Annotated in this window: 13 protein-coding genes; 2 read left to right on the plus strand and 11 right to left on the minus strand. The window is 35.4% G+C overall.

Features of this window, described 5'->3' with window-relative positions; genetic code table 11:
• Positions 1 to 207 precede the first annotated feature (207 nt).
• From FLS47_RS11715 to FLS47_RS11750, 8 genes are all read right to left on the minus strand, one after another.
• Entirely contained in the window at positions 208 to 1,380 is a 1,173-nt protein-coding gene (locus FLS47_RS11715) for an AGE family epimerase/isomerase (protein ID WP_149914559.1), read from the minus strand.
• A 10-nt stretch (positions 1,381 to 1,390) separates the two neighbouring features.
• A complete protein-coding gene (locus FLS47_RS11720; RefSeq protein WP_149914560.1) occupies positions 1,391 to 2,323 on the minus strand; it encodes a DUF4434 domain-containing protein in 933 nt (310 codons plus the stop codon).
• Positions 2,323 to 3,006: a GDSL-type esterase/lipase family protein gene (locus FLS47_RS11725; protein WP_149914561.1), complete on the minus strand. Its 684-nt coding sequence runs from the start codon at positions 3,004 to 3,006 to the stop codon at positions 2,323 to 2,325. The genes FLS47_RS11720 and FLS47_RS11725 overlap by 1 nt, the downstream gene beginning before the upstream one ends.
• 1 nt (position 3,007) lies before the next feature.
• A complete protein-coding gene (locus FLS47_RS11730; RefSeq protein ID WP_149914562.1) occupies positions 3,008 to 3,691 on the minus strand; it encodes a GDSL-type esterase/lipase family protein in 684 nt (227 codons plus the stop codon).
• Positions 3,692 to 3,709: 18 nt separating this feature from the next.
• A complete protein-coding gene (locus FLS47_RS11735; protein WP_149914563.1) occupies positions 3,710 to 5,110 on the minus strand; it encodes a DUF5009 domain-containing protein in 1,401 nt (466 codons plus the stop codon).
• Between the two features lie 75 nt (positions 5,111 to 5,185).
• Entirely contained in the window at positions 5,186 to 6,379 is a 1,194-nt protein-coding gene (locus FLS47_RS11740) for a copper amine oxidase (protein ID WP_149914564.1), read from the minus strand.
• 74 nt (positions 6,380 to 6,453) lie between these two features.
• A complete protein-coding gene (locus FLS47_RS11745) occupies positions 6,454 to 8,307 on the minus strand; it encodes an FAD-dependent oxidoreductase (RefSeq protein ID WP_149914565.1) in 1,854 nt (617 codons plus the stop codon).
• Between the two features lie 215 nt (positions 8,308 to 8,522).
• Complete coding sequence (locus FLS47_RS11750) at positions 8,523 to 9,818, minus strand: MFS transporter (protein ID WP_223225261.1); 1,296 nt, start codon at positions 9,816 to 9,818, stop codon at positions 8,523 to 8,525.
• 213 nt (positions 9,819 to 10,031) lie between these two features.
• Between FLS47_RS11750 and FLS47_RS11755 the strand changes: the two genes are divergently transcribed.
• Positions 10,032 to 11,261 carry an ROK family transcriptional regulator gene (locus tag FLS47_RS11755; protein ID WP_149914566.1) on the plus strand — a complete coding sequence of 410 codons (1,230 nt, stop codon included), beginning with the start codon at positions 10,032 to 10,034 and terminating at the stop codon, positions 11,259 to 11,261.
• Here the strand turns inward: FLS47_RS11755 and FLS47_RS11760 are convergent.
• Positions 11,258 to 12,499: a hypothetical protein gene (locus tag FLS47_RS11760; protein ID WP_149914567.1), complete on the minus strand. Its 1,242-nt coding sequence runs from the start codon at positions 12,497 to 12,499 to the stop codon at positions 11,258 to 11,260. The genes FLS47_RS11755 and FLS47_RS11760 overlap by 4 nt on opposite strands.
• Before the next feature lie 102 nt (positions 12,500 to 12,601).
• Here FLS47_RS11760 and FLS47_RS11765 point away from each other — a divergent pair, with 102 nt between their 5' ends.
• Positions 12,602 to 14,272 carry a glutamine--tRNA ligase/YqeY domain fusion protein gene (locus tag FLS47_RS11765; RefSeq protein ID WP_149914568.1) on the plus strand — a complete coding sequence of 557 codons (1,671 nt, stop codon included), beginning with the start codon at positions 12,602 to 12,604 and terminating at the stop codon, positions 14,270 to 14,272.
• A gap of 43 nt (positions 14,273 to 14,315) precedes the next feature.
• Here FLS47_RS11765 and FLS47_RS11770 read toward each other — a convergent pair whose 3' ends face one another.
• Positions 14,316 to 17,306: a glycosyltransferase family 117 protein gene (locus FLS47_RS11770; RefSeq protein WP_149914569.1), complete on the minus strand. Its 2,991-nt coding sequence runs from the start codon at positions 17,304 to 17,306 to the stop codon at positions 14,316 to 14,318.
• 121 nt (positions 17,307 to 17,427) lie between these two features.
• Positions 17,428 to 18,384: a methylenetetrahydrofolate reductase gene (locus FLS47_RS11775; RefSeq protein ID WP_149914570.1), complete on the minus strand. Its 957-nt coding sequence runs from the start codon at positions 18,382 to 18,384 to the stop codon at positions 17,428 to 17,430.
• Positions 18,385 to 18,400 lie beyond the last annotated feature (16 nt).

Consider the following 18,400-nt stretch of genomic DNA (forward strand, 5'->3'; position numbering starts at 1 on the left):
AACGAAATCAGCTGTCCGAAAACAGATTTGCCAGAAAAATAATTACTTTTACTCATCGTATTTTTAGTTGTGGTAAACCAAATCTACGATTACTTTAAAGAAGCCAATAAATTGGCTTCTTTTTTTTACAGATTTTACCGGACATCAGTGATTAAAAAAATTATTTGAAAACTGAAACGAAGTAATTTACTAACTAAGTATAGTTAATTATTGCATAAGAATAGTTTTATCTTGCTCAATTGCCTCATATACTTTTAATAAAGCACGCGGTACATGGAAACAGCCTTTCCATTTTCCTCCTTTGAGTGTAAGCAATGGTTCGCCCTGACGATTCAAGTACCCGTACCATTCGCCATAAGTAGGATCCGAAAAACGTGTAAATGTATAGGCATCCAATTTCTCAAACCATACTTTACATTTTTCATTTCCTGTATACGCATAGCCTTTGGCCATACAAACTAAAGCTTCTAAATGTACCCACCACAATTTCTGATCCCATTCCAACTGTTGAGGAGGACGATTCAAAATATCTTTGAAATATAATATACCGCCATATTGCTCATCCCAACCATACTCTAAGGCGCGTAATGCAATAGCAATACATTTATTCATCAAATCAGAATCCTGGCGACGATCAGCCAAATCCATCATAAACCACATTGCTTCTATGATATGCCCCGGATTCACCAAGCGCCCTTCAAATGTATCAGAGAATGATCCATCCAAATGCACGCTCTCCATGATCAAACCATTATCTGCTTGATAAAAAACCTCCATTACTTCATGAATAATTTCATCAATTAGCGTTTCAACGGTTTGCGTACCAACTAGATGTTCTAATTCCAAGGATAGATTACTCAAGATCATTGGAAGAGAAAAACCTTTAAGATTGCGCGTACCCGGATATGCCTTGCTGTATTTTCCTTTGGGATTTTCTTGCCTTGCTAGGATTCGGTTAAATGTATGTACAGCAACCTGAGCATACTCATCTTTGTTGGTGATCTTGTACAATGAAGCTAATCCCATTGTAGCAAAGCAATCCGAAAAAATATTATATGGTTGGACTAAAGGCTTGCCGCTGCGATCCAAAGCAAAATACCAATCTCCGTTTGCGTTACGACCATGATCCAAGATAAATCTTGCCCCATGCTCGGCAATAGATTTCCATTCTTCCTTTGACTCTACGCGATCATACATCGTAGACATTGTCCAAATTTGACGACCTTGAAGCCACATAAATTTGTCCGTATCGAAAACAGAACCATCACGCTCTAAACACGTAAAATATCCCCCAAACTCTTTATCAATAGAATATTTCTCCCAAAAGGGCAAAACATTCAAGAGCAATTCATCCTTATATTTTCTTGCGTATTCTTTCATCCCTATATCTCTACAACGTATCTATATATTCTTTATATCTATTATACAAATGTCCAGCTTGTAAGTATGCAGATTGCGGACTCATAAAATGTGAAAATTCAAAAGTTATAGCCTTGTCATAACCTGCCCTACGAGCTGCATCCAATTTTAATTTTAGTTTCTCGAATTTGATAGGCAGAAATTTAATAGGCATATCACGATCAAAAGATTCTGCATTTGTCCAACATTGCATATTGTATTTATCAGCTAACTTTTTATTAATCGTAAAAAAATCTTCTAATTCGTGGTAATCGATATGTCCATCTTGAAAAGCTACAGCATCAACTGCGGTATGTATCTCATGAAAAATTTCATTCCACTCAGTCTCGTGTTGTTGCAAGGAAACGAAATCAGTTTTTGAAAGTTCAGACGAAGCTGCCATTACTGCTTTCTTACCATCTATCCATGGAGATATAAAAGTCGGTAAATTACCACTCACACCTTTACACTGTTCTCCCAGAATACGGAAAGCGCTTGCCGCACCTTTAGTTTGACGACTGATTTCCATACTCAAATACCATCCTGCGAAACTGGAATAATGTCCATATTTTTTCCAAACTTCATCTATCACGTAGCGATTAGCATCGATCTCGTGTTGCATTACACCTGTATCCCAATATTTACCACTGTCGTAAAGCCCGAAATAAAATTTTAATCCATGCTTCTCCGCTAATTGCAAATACATTTCTACCAGATCGACAGGAGGCTGGTAGCAACCATATTGATCTTGCAACCACGCTGAAGGATAAGTGATAAAACGTCTATACCCACTTCTTATTAAGATTACGGTATCTATGCCCACAGCTTTCATATACGCGAAATCGCGATCCCATTCTTCTCTACCCCAATTTTGGTGCGGTATATCGTGACTAATTTCGTCAATAAAGGTTCCCGTAATTTTCATTATAAATACTTTTTAGCTTTCAAATAGTTTGCCCACTCTAAGTATGCATCTGTTGTTAGGTGAATTCCGTCTTTTGTATAATTTGCTTTAAGCACATAATCATCTGCCAAAACCTCTTTTACATCAACATATTGCAATTTATACTTTTGAGCCAATTCAACAATTCCCGCATTCAAAGCACGAATTTTTTCCTCTTTACCCAACAAATAATCGTATTTCAGAACTTTATCATTAAGTGGTAAAGTACTTTGCAGATAGATCTTTGTTTTTGGACTTTGCTTTTTGATAATTTGAATTATTTCTTCATAATTTTTCAATGTCCAAGAGGTCGCTTGTCCACGACCAATATCATTGATACCCATCATCAAGAAAATCTTCTTCGGTTTGGACTTGACAACATCCGCAATCCTTGCTTTCATACCAAATGTATTGTCGCCACCAATACCTCTATTTGCAATTTTGTATTTGGCACCAAAAAGTTCATGCCACGGTCCGCCTTCCGTTATACTATTACCAAAAAACACTACATCAACCTGTTGTGATTTAAGTCCCTGATATAATTTCTCTCGCGAATCATAATACCAATTTTTATAAGTACTATCCTTCGCCAAATCTCTTTGCGCCTGTGAATATACCACCTGCACACCTAACAATAAAACAATTAATAAACCCCAATATTTCATATTACAATGCCTTTATCTTTTTTAAATAATCAACTACTTCTATATACGCTGCTACCTCTAGATGAATTCCATCAGGTGTGATATCTGCACGCAATTGACCTTTATCATCTGCAAGAATTTTATGTAAATCAACAAATTGCACTTGCTTATTCTCTTGGGCTATTTTTTTAAGCGCGACATTTAACGTAGCGACATCCTGATTTTTTACGGATTTAAAAGCATCAATTAGGGTTGTCTCATTGATAGGCAAAATACTGTTCAAGTAAATTTTTGTTTTGGGAGAATCTTTTTGAATTCTCGAAACTATTTTGTGATAATTGGCTATAATATATTCTTTAGGAACATTACGTTTCAAATCATTCACCCCAATCATCAAAAATATTTTTTTGGGCTGGTGACGCAAAATCTCATCCAATCTAGCCAATACACCAAATGAAATATCACCACTGATCCCTCTATTCAGAATAGGCAATTCTGGTGCAATATCATTCCAACGTCCAGCATCTGTAAGACTATTTCCTACAAACACGACAGCACCCTTACGCACTGGCATCTTATTGAAAAACTCCATTTTCTCGGTGTAACCTGAAAAAACATAATTACTGTCTACAGAAGACTGTTCCTGCGCATACACTTGAGTTAGTGCACATACACTTAGCACCGCGGCAAACAATTTTTTATTCATACTCAAATTGGTTTGTTATTAAGACCTCCATAACCACTTTTTATTCGTAGCAATATTGGTAATTAGTATCATCAAAAACATAAAAACGCCAGCACGGATCAAACCTAAATAAGGACTTGAAGCAGCGATATTATCTAACAAAGGAAGGATTTGTAATAATCCCAACATTGGGGTAACACAGAATGCGGTTACACAATAGGCAATCATCGGATTTTGACCACATTTCACTAAGGAACTAATCAGTATATTTTGTGAATGCATTTTAGTTAAATAGTCGCATGTCACATAAAAAATAAATGCTAATCCGCTTGTCATAAACCAATAGGAAAAAGATGAAGGGTCTTTCTTAATTCCACCTTCCAAAGGTTCGAAAAACAATCCTAGCGTAGAAAAAACAAGGCCACAGCCAATTAGAATTTTGTAAAATGCGACTTGACCATTTTTTTCACGTGAAAAATAAACAAAGTATAAAACGACAAACAAAAAATGCCCTGCGATATTAAATGATAAGTCACGCGTATAAAGTGTGACTATATGAAATAACAAAAATCCAAAACATACCAAAGCTATTAAACCTGCTTCGCGATCCTCATTGGAAGCATATAACTTATTTGTGTCAGCTTTGTACTTTAAAACTAAGTCCCCCAAAATCGAGCCTGGTAAAACAATACACAAATACTTTAAAAATGCAAAGTTGTAGAACCAATGCACTTCAGCAGAGAAATTCCAAATATATGCTGTCCAACTTCCCTCTATATTATGAGTGAAATACACACCCATAAAGGCTACCATTATGGCAATTCGCAAATAAATATTGGAAGCCGACAATAGCCAAAATAACGACCCAAAAACAGCCATATTGGCCAGTACAAGAATAATTATATTGTTTTTGCTTTTACTAAATTCATTTCCTAAAATATCACTATGGTAATATGTGAAAACTGCTACGAGAGTAAATCCTAATAATTGTATACCGTACCTTTTCAAAACAGAACCTTCAAATCGCATAAAGATTAGAAAGAAACTGCCAAATGTAGCTAATGAAGTAAGGTAGTTCAACCATGGAGGCCCTGTTAAATTATTAGGTGTGAGATAAGCTAATGCAATAGCAAAAAACACCAATAATATTCCTCTTCTTAAAATCCCTGTGAATAGGTTAAGATATTCTCCTTTCTCCAGTTTGGCACGTAACGAAAATGGAAACGCTGCGCCCATAGCAAACAAAAAGAAGGGAAAAACTAAATCCACCCATGTAATTCCTGGATTATTTGCATTAAAAACAAAATCTGGAGGTCCCACCTGAGCATGATACATCCAACCTGGAAATTGCGCAGTCCAAGGAATGACCGCAGCGAGCACCATACCAAATATGGCTATACCTCGCATAAAATCAATACTCAAATTTCTGTATTTCGTCATTGCTTGAATCGCAAATTCAACTTTGATAAAAAAGATGCTTCCTATCTTAAAAGAAAGGAAGCTATATACTATAAATTATAATTTAATAGGAATTAAAACTAAAGGAGTTGGTAAACATGACGCTCCTGGAGGAGAATAAATAAATTCAATTTCCTGAATTTCTTTTGTAGGATCTGGTTTATAAATCTCAACTAATATTGCTTCAGGAGCAGCTTTAGTTACCAAAACATCAGACGGTAGCTGTCTTACAACACTTTTTCCATCAGCAGTTTTTAAATCCATTGTCAAACCCATTCCACCACACCACTTGTTGTCAGCGGATCTTGAGTTCCATGTCACAAGAGCTAGACCTTTACCATCTGTACTTTTCCACTTTAATTTAGTGTGGTACATCACACCATAATTTCCCGCATTTTGTGCAAAATCTTTATTTTCGCCTACTGTGCCAGTAACCCAAGGATCTGATTCGCCATCAGCAATAACCAATTGCGTCACGCCATTAGCAGTACTGATAGTATCGGCAGAAGAAATTTTATAATTAGACACTCCAAAAATACCACGACCTGCATTTTCATGACTATTAGGAATTACAGTTTTTATTTGTGCATAAGCCTCTGGACCAGACTTCTCAGGAGAAGTCTGTAGAATACTAATTTGACCTGGTTGATCAACGACAAACTCGTAAAAACCATGAACTAATTCATCATAACTAACAATATTCTTTTCCAATTGCGGATCTATAGCGATTACTTCACCCGGCTGAATATATCTTACATCATTCTCAACATTAGAATTAAAGAAATCCTCAAGCCCTTTTTTACCTATAGCAAAATAATTCAATGAAGGCTTTTGAGAAGAATACTTTAGCATACGCAAAGTCATTTTCTCTTTACCCGTATTTTTAATTACTGCTGTAATTTTAGTCTTAATTTGTTGTGGCTCTTTGATTCCATTTACATTGTAAACATACAATCGTACTGCACCAGGAGCTACATTTTCTTGCATCGCAATGGCATTATTTTGACGAATGTATTCTGGATCATCTGATATCAGGAATTGTGGCCCAGGCAACACTTCCTTCGTATATTTCACTTCAGGGTATGCTGTTGTTAAAAACTCATCTAAAACAACGATATTTCCTACTTTAGCCTTTTTGATTGCTTGTTCAACTTTTCCTAGAACTTTGGGGTTGTTAAAATCTTGCGCATTCAATGTTGATGTAAAACTTAACAACGCAACAAATGTAGCATATCCAAATATTTTTTTCATTTTTAATAGATTTTGGTGAGTCGTTCTAGACATTATTTATAATCCAGAACAAGTCATAATTAGATTATATATAATTATTTTAGATTTCCTGAGTGATCAATATCTTTATCAAATAAGCGTAAATGTGCATCCAATATCACGGATAAATAACGACGATTTATTCTTGAATCCTCGTCTTTTAATATATCCAACTGATTTGTAGCTAATATGTTGTTCAAATCAACAAGACTAATTTCCTTTTTGATTTCTTTCAATATATCTTGTAATCCCTGCACACTAAGAGGTTTGCCTGAAGCTGTCCACACACTATTCAATTCAGGATAATATAAACGCAATCCCTCCATCAACTCATATTCGCTTATCTCACGCTCTGGGTAAAACCAAGTTTGATTAGCCCATTTGTATGGCACACCAACAGCTTTTAATACACCGGTTGCACCGATTTTATGCAATGTCTTGAATTGTGGGTCTGTAGGAGGAACATCAAAGTATGGCATAATATAAGCCTTGTGATCCAAGAGCGTAGACTGTACATCACGTATTGCGACTTCAGCTGGTTTTTTATTTTGTTTTACAGCTAAAGCTGCCAAAACACCAGATGCTTGACCAATTCCCAAAACTACAGGTTGCAAACGTGTAGCGCCATTAACTATGTTTGTAGCACCGATACTTTTCTCAGCAACGATTAAGCCGTCATAATCCTTTGGTAACAATACCCCCAAAGGCACATTGTAAGAAGGAACACGAATTTTCACAAAATCGATTTCTGGTGCATTTCCATATTTATAGTGATGATGATCAATAGGATAATCGCCCACAATCACTCCCGCACGATAATATCTCTCTGGAGTATCATACGGCGTCATAATATGTTGAAGAGCAAATAATGATTTACCGACTACACGTCTAGATTCTCTATGATAAGGAATCATAGGAAAGCCATCCTTTGTTGGGTATTGATCATAGTCTATCCCCAAATTCTTAAATCCCAACTCATTTTGTATATAATAAACAAAGCGCAAAGTCATCTGCTTTGCATCTTCCAAAGCTTTCTCACGCTCCTCTGGCGACATCTCGACTATATTAAGATAAATGTCATTCCCTTTTTTAGGCCAATTGATCATAAATCTATTATTAGGCAATCTGCCATAAGTCAACATCTTGAAACAGTCGTTGTTATCTTGATTAAATGTTGCAGGATCAGATACATCACAACAGCCAGCAAATTCTTCTTTAGTATAATTTTTCGGCTTCTTAATTGTTTTATTTGCCTTAGGTCCAAAATCTCTTAACGTGATTACATACGTCAAATCTTGCACAATATCGTTTGCTTGATCCAAAGCAAAAGGCTCCTTAGTCAATTCTTTGCTGTCCATCCCCAAATAATAAGGAACTTTCAGCGAAGCCATTACATCACCTAATTCTGTTGCATCTATTAATACGTTACCTTCAACAGTTTGTAAATTATTATTAGCATCTACATAAGATACAGACCAACCTTTATTTTTCTTTTCTGCAGATTTCCAAATGGTTTCATACAAAACTTTAATATTAGGCTCTGCTGCGACCATTTTTTTAAGAATTTGATTACCTACCTGAGGTTCAAACAAAGTATTACTAACCCATCCCGTTTCTACTTCTTTTGGACCTCCATAATACGCATACAAATGCCCTCTGAATTCTCCCCATAAACCTGATGGCATATTATGATTTCCATCGATCGCCGCAACGCCTGCAGACGTCAACATTCCTCCAAGCCAAGTGGTCTCTTCTAAAACAATTGATTTTACACCCAACCTAGAAGCTTGAATTGCAGCCATTGTTCCGCTAGCTCCACCACCAACTATGATAATATCAGTTTTCAATTGAGCAATAGTAGCGTCAAACACCCCTACAATTAAACTGATTAATACTAAAAATCTACGCATTGTCTCTGGTTCAAAAAATTAAAGTTAGTCATATACCAAATTTCAAAATCAATATGTATTCATCATATCAATATATTTTCAGAATATTTACTTTTTGATAATTAACGCTAAATAATAAAATTATATTCAAAAATGCAATATATATTTTAAATATATTTAAAAATAAGTTTTGTGTAAAAAAATCCAGAAATATCTTAATAAGAAATATAAATTAATTAAGAGTCTAAACTTTCACCTATAGAATCATTTGATTTTCGCAAAGGAACTAGCCATGTAACCAAAAATGCTGGTATAGTCGATATCAAAACCCAAATAAAAAACACCTTATAACCCATGTAATCACTCAAAACACCACTCAACATAGAAGGCAACATAAACCCTAGATTTATCAAACCACTACCAAAAGCATAATGAGCCATTTTATATTTACCCGGTGCAATATTTTGCATTGTAAAAAGAATTATACCAACAAACCCAAAACCATAACCGAAATACTCGACTATTACAGCTGTAGCTATTACAACCAAATTAGTCGGAACAAAGATTGCCAAGAATGCATACGCAGCAAATGGAATATTAAAGCAAGCACATAACGTAAGCAAAGTTTTACGAGTTAATCCCTTTTTAGCCACATAGTTTCCAGCCAAGATAGACCCTAAAACAAATGCAATTGCACCAAAAACACCATATAAAAGACCTATCTCAGAAGTACTTAATCCAAGCCCACCTTCAGAACGGTCCGCTTTAAAAAATAAAGGAATAATTTTGATAGCCTGCCCTTCAGCAAAACGATAAAACACTACAAATAGCAAACTATACCAAATGTTTTTTTTCTGAAAAAACGTGATAATAACATCCTTAAGGGTCGCAAAACCTTCTTTTAGTGAAGTAGTTTTTGCCTCTTCTTGTGAATTAGGCAAAGCCCTCGAATTATATATACCCAAACCAACCATTAGGAGACCGTAACAAAACATTACGACCATCCACGCGTTACTAATACCTATCCTTTGTTCCAATTCACCAGCCAAGTAGACTAATACACCACCAGAAAATACTTTAGCTATGTTATAAAAAGCACCTTGCCAGCCAACGTATTTAGCTTGATTCTTCTCATCTAATTCATTTAAATACACCCCATCAGCAGCAGTATCATGCGTAGAAGCACTTAAAGCAATTATGGTCAAAATAGCGATTGAGAAGCTAAAGAATTGATCCAACTGTAGCGTAAGACCTACTAAGCCAAACAATAAGCCTGTGAATATTTGCGTTACATATACAAAAAATTTTTTGGTCTTGTACAACTCTAAAAATGGCCCCCAAAATGGTTTTAATGTCCACGGTAGCATAATTAAAGATGTCCAAAAAGCAATTTGTGCATCCGATACACCTAAATTTTTGTACATGATGGAACTTGCTCCTGATAGAGCCACAAATGGCAATCCCATAGCAAACCAAGTGGTAGGAATCCACGATATTGGATGGATAGATTTTTTAGAGTTTACGTTTTTCACGGCTTAGTTGTTAGTTTTAATAATGATTTTGTTACCCAAATTAGGTTTTCAACTAAAAATAATTTAGATTTACTATAAATTAGCTTTTAGCTACAAAAACTTTTCAATTATATTTAAAAAAAATCAATTACTAAAATTATATTATTAAATATTTTTACAAATAAAATCCACATAATCAAATTTGATTAAATAAACATTTAGCTAATAAGTTATATGACTTCTAACTTTTTTAAAGATATTCACGAGGCTAATAAAAATGGTGTAGCCTATAAAAATATACGACTAAAGAAAAAAATACTAGCCTATTTTGCTACAAACGAAACGGCTACAATTGCGGAATTAAGCAAGGAATTTAACATAAGCATTCCAAAAATTAATGAGTGTGTTAGCGAACTTATTGCTGACGAGTTGGTAAAAGATTACGGGAAAACAACCTCAGCTGTTGGTCGTAAACCAAACACCTACGGATTGGTAGCGAATTCAGCATACTTCATTGGTGTACAAGTTGGTATCGATAATTTAAGTATTTCGATGATTAACATGAAAAAAGATATTGTTTCTAAAAAAGATAACATCCCTTACACACTAGAGAATAACGAAGAATCTTTACTAGACATCTGTAAAGAAATAAATGAATTCATTGCTAAACACAATATTGTAAAGGAAAAGATATTGGGTATAGGAATTAATCTATCGGGTCGTATTAATTACAGAACTGGATACTCTTATTCATACTTCAACTTTTACGAAGACCCACTTTCTAAATTATTCGAAGAAAATATCGGAATTCCGACGTTCTTAGAAAACGATACCAAAGCTCTGTCCTATGCTGAATTTAGTAGTGGCATACTTTCGGAAGAAAAAGACGCCTTATTTGTAAATGTGGATAATGGGATCGGATTGGGCATTATGATCGACGGGCAGTTATATTATGGCAAATCTGGATTCTCAGGAGAATTTGGACACATTTCTATATTTGATAATGACATAATTTGTAAATGTGGTAAAAAAGGATGTTTAGAAACTGAGGCTTCGGGTTATGCATTAATTCGCCGCGTAACTAACCAAATTAATGATGGTGCTACAAGTAGTTTGACTAAAAAGTTCAAAAGACTTGAAGATATAAAGCTTAATGATATCATTTCTGCAGCAAAAAAAGACGACAACTTATGTATCGAAGCAATCAATTATATTGGTGATAAGCTTGGTCGAGGAATAGCTTCTTTAATAAACATCTTCAATCCTGAATTAATCATAATTGGAGGAGTAGTAGCGAAATCTGAGGAATACTTAAGCTTGCCATTAAAAAATGCAGTGAACAAATATTCCCTATCTACGGTAAACAGAGACACCAAAATTATTTTATCTTCTAAAAATGATAATTTGGCTTCATATGGAGCGTGTTTATTATTGAGAGACAGGTTACTAAATGTAACTGACTAACGATAAATAGTAGACCCATCCTGGCTCACTTTTTTCACAAAAGGCGAAGCATACAAATCGAATAACACAGCAAATTCATATTTGGAAATAACCTTTGAGGGATCATAATCTCCCTTAAAGGTTAATTCTTTATTCCAATTTTTTTTCACTTCTACATCCAGTTCTTCACCTCGAAATGCTGTAAATTTTATCAAATTCAACGCATCCTGAACGGTTAGAAATTCTGGATTATTATCTACAAACCACAGTTGGGCTCTCGAATAAAACTGATTGATAATTGGCTTAATATCTGAAACTCGTACCGAATCAGCTAAATCAAACACGGGTTTATCATTAAGATTTCTTAACGATAATATTCCAGCCAAGTAAGTCCTTTGTAAAGAAATGAAATTTCTATCCGTTACACTTACATCTATAGTAGGCAATAATCTAGCTCTGTACATTAAGAGTTCATTTTGCAACGTACGCAAATCAATTTTATCTGCCGTGGTTTTGAAAAAAGCACAATACCCAGCGATTGCTCCCATAGCTTGCGCATAATTTATTCTGAACGTTTTCGATACATCAGCTGTAAAATCCACCAAATTAGCGACAAAAAAATTATCCTTTTGTGTCAATAAATCTGAAAGTGTCGAAGCATATATAGAAGTACCAAAATCACCAACCAATACAACAGCGCGAGAATCTGCAATACTCAAATCATTTGCTTTTCTATATTTGAATGTAGGAATATCCTTCAAATTAGCTTTTTGTAATAATAAATTAACTTTACTAGCATCAAGTATAGTTACTACATCATATTTCTTATTATTGGACAAGGTAATAGACCAATTCTTTCCACGCTTTATTTGAGTTATGTCTGCATCTGAAATAGAAGTCAACAGCAAATTATCTGCTGTCAACACATTATACGATTGACGCTTGCCATTTTGTTGAAATAATTTTATTGTGTCTTTAGCAACTGATTCGCTTTTTACAAATTGAAGCTGAACACCACCATCAAGCAGACTTGAGCTTGTTTCTTTAACAATTTCATCTTTATCCAAATCAAAAGTATAGCCATGTGGATTGACCCAAACTGTAGGAACACCAGAAGCAGCTGATTGCAATGCTGCAACATATGCCTCCAAAGTACTCCCATAAATCAATATTTTCGGCTTTGGGGATTTTGCAAAAAGAAACAATGGTAGACTGCAGATTAACAAAAACCAATATCTAAAGACTTGTTGAAATTTCATAGTCTAATTTAGTAAAACAATTTTAGATTTATTACCGCCTAAGTCCATATATTTTAAAAGCAACATTCCTATATTTAGCAATATATAAGTAACTTTGCACTTATGATAGAGGAAGAAAAATCATTAAATTTTATTGAAGAAATCATCGAAGAAGATCTTCGAACTGGAAAACATGATGGTCGTGTATTGACAAGATTTCCTCCTGAGCCAAATGGCTACCTTCATATTGGCCATGCCAAATCCATCTGTCTTAACTTCGGATTGGCGCATAAATACAATGGCAAGACAAACCTTCGTTTTGATGACACAAATCCTGTGACAGAAGATACAGAATATGTGGAAAGCATCAAAAAAGATATTCAATGGTTGGGCTTCCAGTGGGCTGAAGAATTATATACTTCGGATTATTTCGAAACATTATATGCATACGCTGTTAAACTCATCGAAAATGGCTTAGCCTATGTTGATGATAGTACGGCTGAAGAAATTGCGGCAGCGAAAGGTACGCCTACAGAACCTGGCGTTCCTACACCAAATCGCAGCAGATCTGTCGAAGAGAATTTGCAACTTTTCCAAGAAATGCGCGAAGGTAAATATCCAGATGGTGCTAAAGTATTACGTGCAAAAATTGATTTGGCAAATCCAAATATGCACATGCGCGATCCTATTATCTACCGCATCAAGCACGCACATCATCACCGTACTGGCAATAGTTGGTGTATATACCCGATGTATGATTTCGCACACGGACAATCGGATTCTATTGAGAAAATTACACATTCGGTGTGTACATTAGAATTTATTCCGCACCGTGCTTTGTACGATTGGTTGATTGAGCAATTGGAAATATTCCCTTCTAAACAATATGAATTCGCACGCCTAAACATGACTTATACAGTAATGAGCAAGCGTAAGTTGTTACAATTGGTAAATGAAGGTCACGTAGAAAGTTGGGATGACCCACGTATGCCTACGATTTCAGGATTGCGTCGTCGCGGCTACACACCAGCAAGTATTCGCAATTTTGCAGAGCGTATCGGTGTTCAAAAGCGTGAAAACATGATCGACGTAAGCTTGTTGGAATTCTGTATCCGCGAGGATTTGAACAAAACAGCTTGGCGTAGAATGGCTGTACTAGATCCAATTAAGTTAATTATAACAAACTATCCTGACGGAAAAGTAGAGGAATTAATAGGTGAAAATAATCCAGAAGTAGAAGGCGGTGAGGGCTCGCGTGTTATTCCATTCACAAAAGAATTGTGGATAGAACGTGATGACTTCATGGAAAATGCCCCTAAGAAATTCTTCCGTCTTGGACCTGGTCTTTCTGTACGTTTGAAGCATGGTTACATCGTGGAATGTCATGATTTCAAAAAAGACGAAAACGGAAATGTGACAGAAGTTTACTGTAATTATATACCGAATTCAAAATCAGGTGAAGATACTTCGGGCTTGAAAGTAAAAGGAACAATTCACTGGGTTTCTACAGCACATGCTAAAGAAGCTGAAGTACGTCTGTACGATCGTCTTTTTCAAGTAGAAAATCCAGCTGCAGAGGAAGATTTCAAAGCTTCTTTAAATCCAAACAGCTTGACAATTATTCCAAAAGCGTATATCGAACCTGATTTAGTAAATGCTATACCAGGCAAAGGCTATCAATTTATCCGCTTAGGATACTTCAATTTGGATACTAAATCAACTCCAGAAAATATAGTCTTCAACAGAACAGTAACTTTGAAAGACTCTTGGGCTAAAGAAGTCAAAAAAGGATAATATACACAAAGAAGGAGGTCAATGACCTCCTTCTTTGTACTACTTAATTCTTCAAATATCGTTCTTCCATTCTGCTCACCTTCGCAATTAACTGTTTATCACCTAATGCAGCGGCAATTTCTTTATAGCGATTCAAGGAGTCTAAAGCTGTGTTTACTTCCATACGATCAAATGCTGTTAACTTGTCTGCTTTTCCTACAAGATAATTCAAGTTCGACTCAATATACGCTATATCGCGTGTAGCTAACTTTTGCGCTTTTTCCATTTCTTTTACTTTAATCAATGTGTCTACGACAATAGCATTTGAATGAACATGTTTTATATCAACATTTTCTTGGGGCATATGATTCACCGCTAACAAAGCGACTTCCTTAGCCTCTTGGATTCGATTTTCTTTTATAAGTGTATCCAGAGCAACATTTAAAGTCTGATCAAACAAGTAGCTTTGAACAAATCGGCGATAGTCTATATCATAATGCTTTAGATTAGAAATAGACCCATACACATATTTGGATTTAACATTGCGATACAATGTATCTATGTTTACCAAAGATATTTCATCTTGAGGTTGACCTATATCAATAGGCATAAAACGATAAACCAACCCTTCATTTACCAAATATTTATCTAACCCAATAAAGTTTTCACTTCCTAGCATATTGGCAAAATATATGGGTCTTTCCCAATTATTATTCAGAATGATGGACAACATACTTAATTCTGCTTTGGTAACATAAGGTTTATTATAACTCCATTTCATTACATCAGCTATATTATTTTCCCAAGATTTTGGAACGACCTTATTACGCAACACAGAATCTTTATCTATCACCATTTGAATATTTTTGGTTGGTAAAACATTCACATATTTGCCGTTAGACATTGGCAATTGATTATTCGGATTGTCCGAAAGCATAACTTCTATCAGCGTATCCAAGTCTACATATCCATCTACTTGCATATCATAATAATGAATTACATCACGAACACCTTTTTTAATCTTTTCAGGATTAATGTTGATTGGAGCAGCTTTGGCCGAATTGATGTCTTGCATCGCCTGCTTGACATACCAATCCGATTGCAAGTAACTCAAATTAACGATACGTACATCAGTTCGTATACCTTCCACTTCTTGTAAATACCATAACGGAAAGGTATCGTTATCTGCATACGTGAAGAGTATAGCATTGGGCTCACACGATTCTAAATAATTATATGCCATGTCGCGCGTCCACGTACGATCGGAGCGATCATGATCATCCCAATTTTGATACGCTAAAATCCCAGGACCAGCTACAAATACGAGCAATAAAGAAACATTAGCGACTACCTTATTCGCATATATCCGTCTTAAGATATCTAAAACAGCGATTGCTCCAAGTCCAATCCAAACGCTGAACATGTAGAAAGAGCCTGCATAGGCATAATCTCTTTCACGCGGTTGCATTGGAGTTTGATTTAAGTATATCACAATCGCCAACCCAGTAAAAAAGAACAATAAACCAACAACTAACGCATCACGTTTACTTCGCTTATATTGCCATATTAAACCCGCGATTCCAAGTAAAAAAGGAAGAAAAAAATAGGTATTTCTAGAGGCATTGCCCAAAGAATTCATTATTGTCTCATCTCCTAGCCTTTGATTATCTATAGCCGAGATTCCCGAAATCCAATTCCCATGAATTGCGCTGCCATGACTTGGCTCATCATTTTGTCTTCCCACAAAATTCCACAAGAAATAACGCACATACATATGGTTAACTTGGTACGTAAAAAAGAACTTTAGGTTATCCCACATGGAAGGATTTACACCTTGCTCCAAACCAGTATAATACGAATAAAAATGAGCTTTATCGGCATTCCATAATCGTGGAAACAGCATTTCTTTATCGTATGTATATTTACCACGTGCATCAATTTTACTGTATTTGTCGGCATCTTTTCTATAAGTATAAGCCTCTTCAACATCTATAACTTTTGAATTATACGTAGGTCCTTTGAGTAATGGTTCTGTTTCATATTGTTCACGACTCAAATATCCTAAAAAAGAAAAAGCATTATCAGGAGAATTATTATTCAACGAAATATTCGTTTGAGAACGAATCAATAACATCGTATAGGAACTAAAGCCAAACAGTACAAAACACAGCGACAAAACTGCAAATTGCAAAATAGCCTTATTCTTTTTCCACGAATAATAAAGTCCGAAAATCAAGGAAGATACTAATAGTAGTAGAAAAAATACAATCCCAGATCCGAAATTCAATCCTAAACTATTCACGAAGAATAAATCAAAATAAGCCGCCAGTTTGACGCTATATTGTATTACACCCCAAAGTATAAAAGCTAAAATTCCTACGCCAATTCCCAAAGTTTTGAAAACTCCTTTAGGTGTGATTTTCTCAGCTTTTCTGAAGTATACCACCAAAGCCAAGGCAGGAATTGTAAGCAAATTCAACAAATGTACTCCGATGGATAATCCCATCACAAATGCGATGACCAAAAGCCATTTATTCGCATCATCTTGGTCAGCTCTCCGTTCCCATTTCAATATCAACCAAAAGACCACAGCCGTACACAAAGATGACATCGCATACACCTCACTCTCTAATGCTGAATACCAAAAAGAATCCGTGAAAGCATAAGCTAAAGAACCAACTACGCCAGCTCCAAATATTTTTAAACGATCAAAAAACTCAATTTTTAATACATCCTTGATTAAAATTTTGCGTGCTAAAGCTGTAATCGTCCAAAATAAAAATGTAATAGTCAAACCACTACATACCGCAGAACCTACATTCATCCAAAAAGCAATTCTACTCACATCTCCTCCTGCCAAGTTGCTAAACAGGTTTTGAATCATTAGAAACAATGGCGCTCCGGGCTGATGAACAACCTCTAACTTATAAGCTGAAGCAATAAATTCTCCCGTATCCCACCAACTGTTGAATCGATCGGTAGTAAGCACATATACGATCGTCGCAATTGCACCACATAGCCACCCCAGAAGATTGTTGATTTTTGTGTAATTCATAATAGTTTTGTTTAAGGCTTTTGGAAACTATTATAAATTTAGAGGAATTAACGGAGCTAAATTGTTTATTAACAGAATTTAACAAAAAGAAAAAGCTTCCTGATTGGGAAGCTTTAATAGGTTAGAATAACTTTTCTACAATTCGTTTTGTTGGACCAGGATTACTCATGGTATAAAAGTGCAATACAGGAACACCAAAATCAATCAACTCTTTACACATATTGACCATCCATTCCGTGCTCACTTTTTGTACGTCTGCGTTATTTTTACATGCTTCTACGGCATCACTTAATTCTTCTGGAATATCCAAATGGAAAATTTTAGGCAATGCAATCAATTGCTTTTTCGTCGTCAATGGTTTTAATCCTGGAATAATCGGCACATGAATATCATTTTCGCGGCATTTCACTACGAATTCTTTGTATTTTTCGATATTATAAAACATCTGCGTAACGATGAACTCTGCTCCCATTTCAACTTTTTTCTTTAACCATTTGAAATCAGTATTGAAATTTGGTGCTTCAAAATGTTTTTCGGGATAACCTGCTACACCGATACAGAAATTTGTTTTTGAACTATTTTCAATATCTTCATGCAAGTACTTTCCATTGTTCATATCCGACACTTGTGCCAACAAATCCGTAGCATAGCCATGTCCACCCGGTGTAGGAATAAAATCTGCATCTCCTTTGCGCGCATCACCTCGCAAAACCAAAACATTATCAATACCCAAGAAGTCCAAATCGATTAACGCATTTTCTGTTTCTTCTTTCGTAAAACCACCACAAATCAAATGCGGAACCGCATCGACCTTATATTTATTCATGATCGCTGCACAAATAGCCACCGTACCAGGACGTTTGCGATACGCTACACGTTCCAACAAACCATTATCGTGTTGTTTGTACAAATAATCTTCTCTGTGGTATGTAACATCAATAAAAGGAGGTTTGAATTCCATCAAAGAATCCATTGTATTGAAAATACTTTGAATCCCTTGACCTTTTGCAGGAGGTAACAATTCGAATGAAAACAAAGTCTTCCCGTTCGCGTTTTTAATATGATCTACGATTTTCATGATTATTCTTTTCGTT

This window comes from Sphingobacterium cavernae (assembly GCF_008520265.1).
In the GTDB taxonomy this organism is placed as follows: domain Bacteria; phylum Bacteroidota; class Bacteroidia; order Sphingobacteriales; family Sphingobacteriaceae; genus Sphingobacterium; species Sphingobacterium cavernae.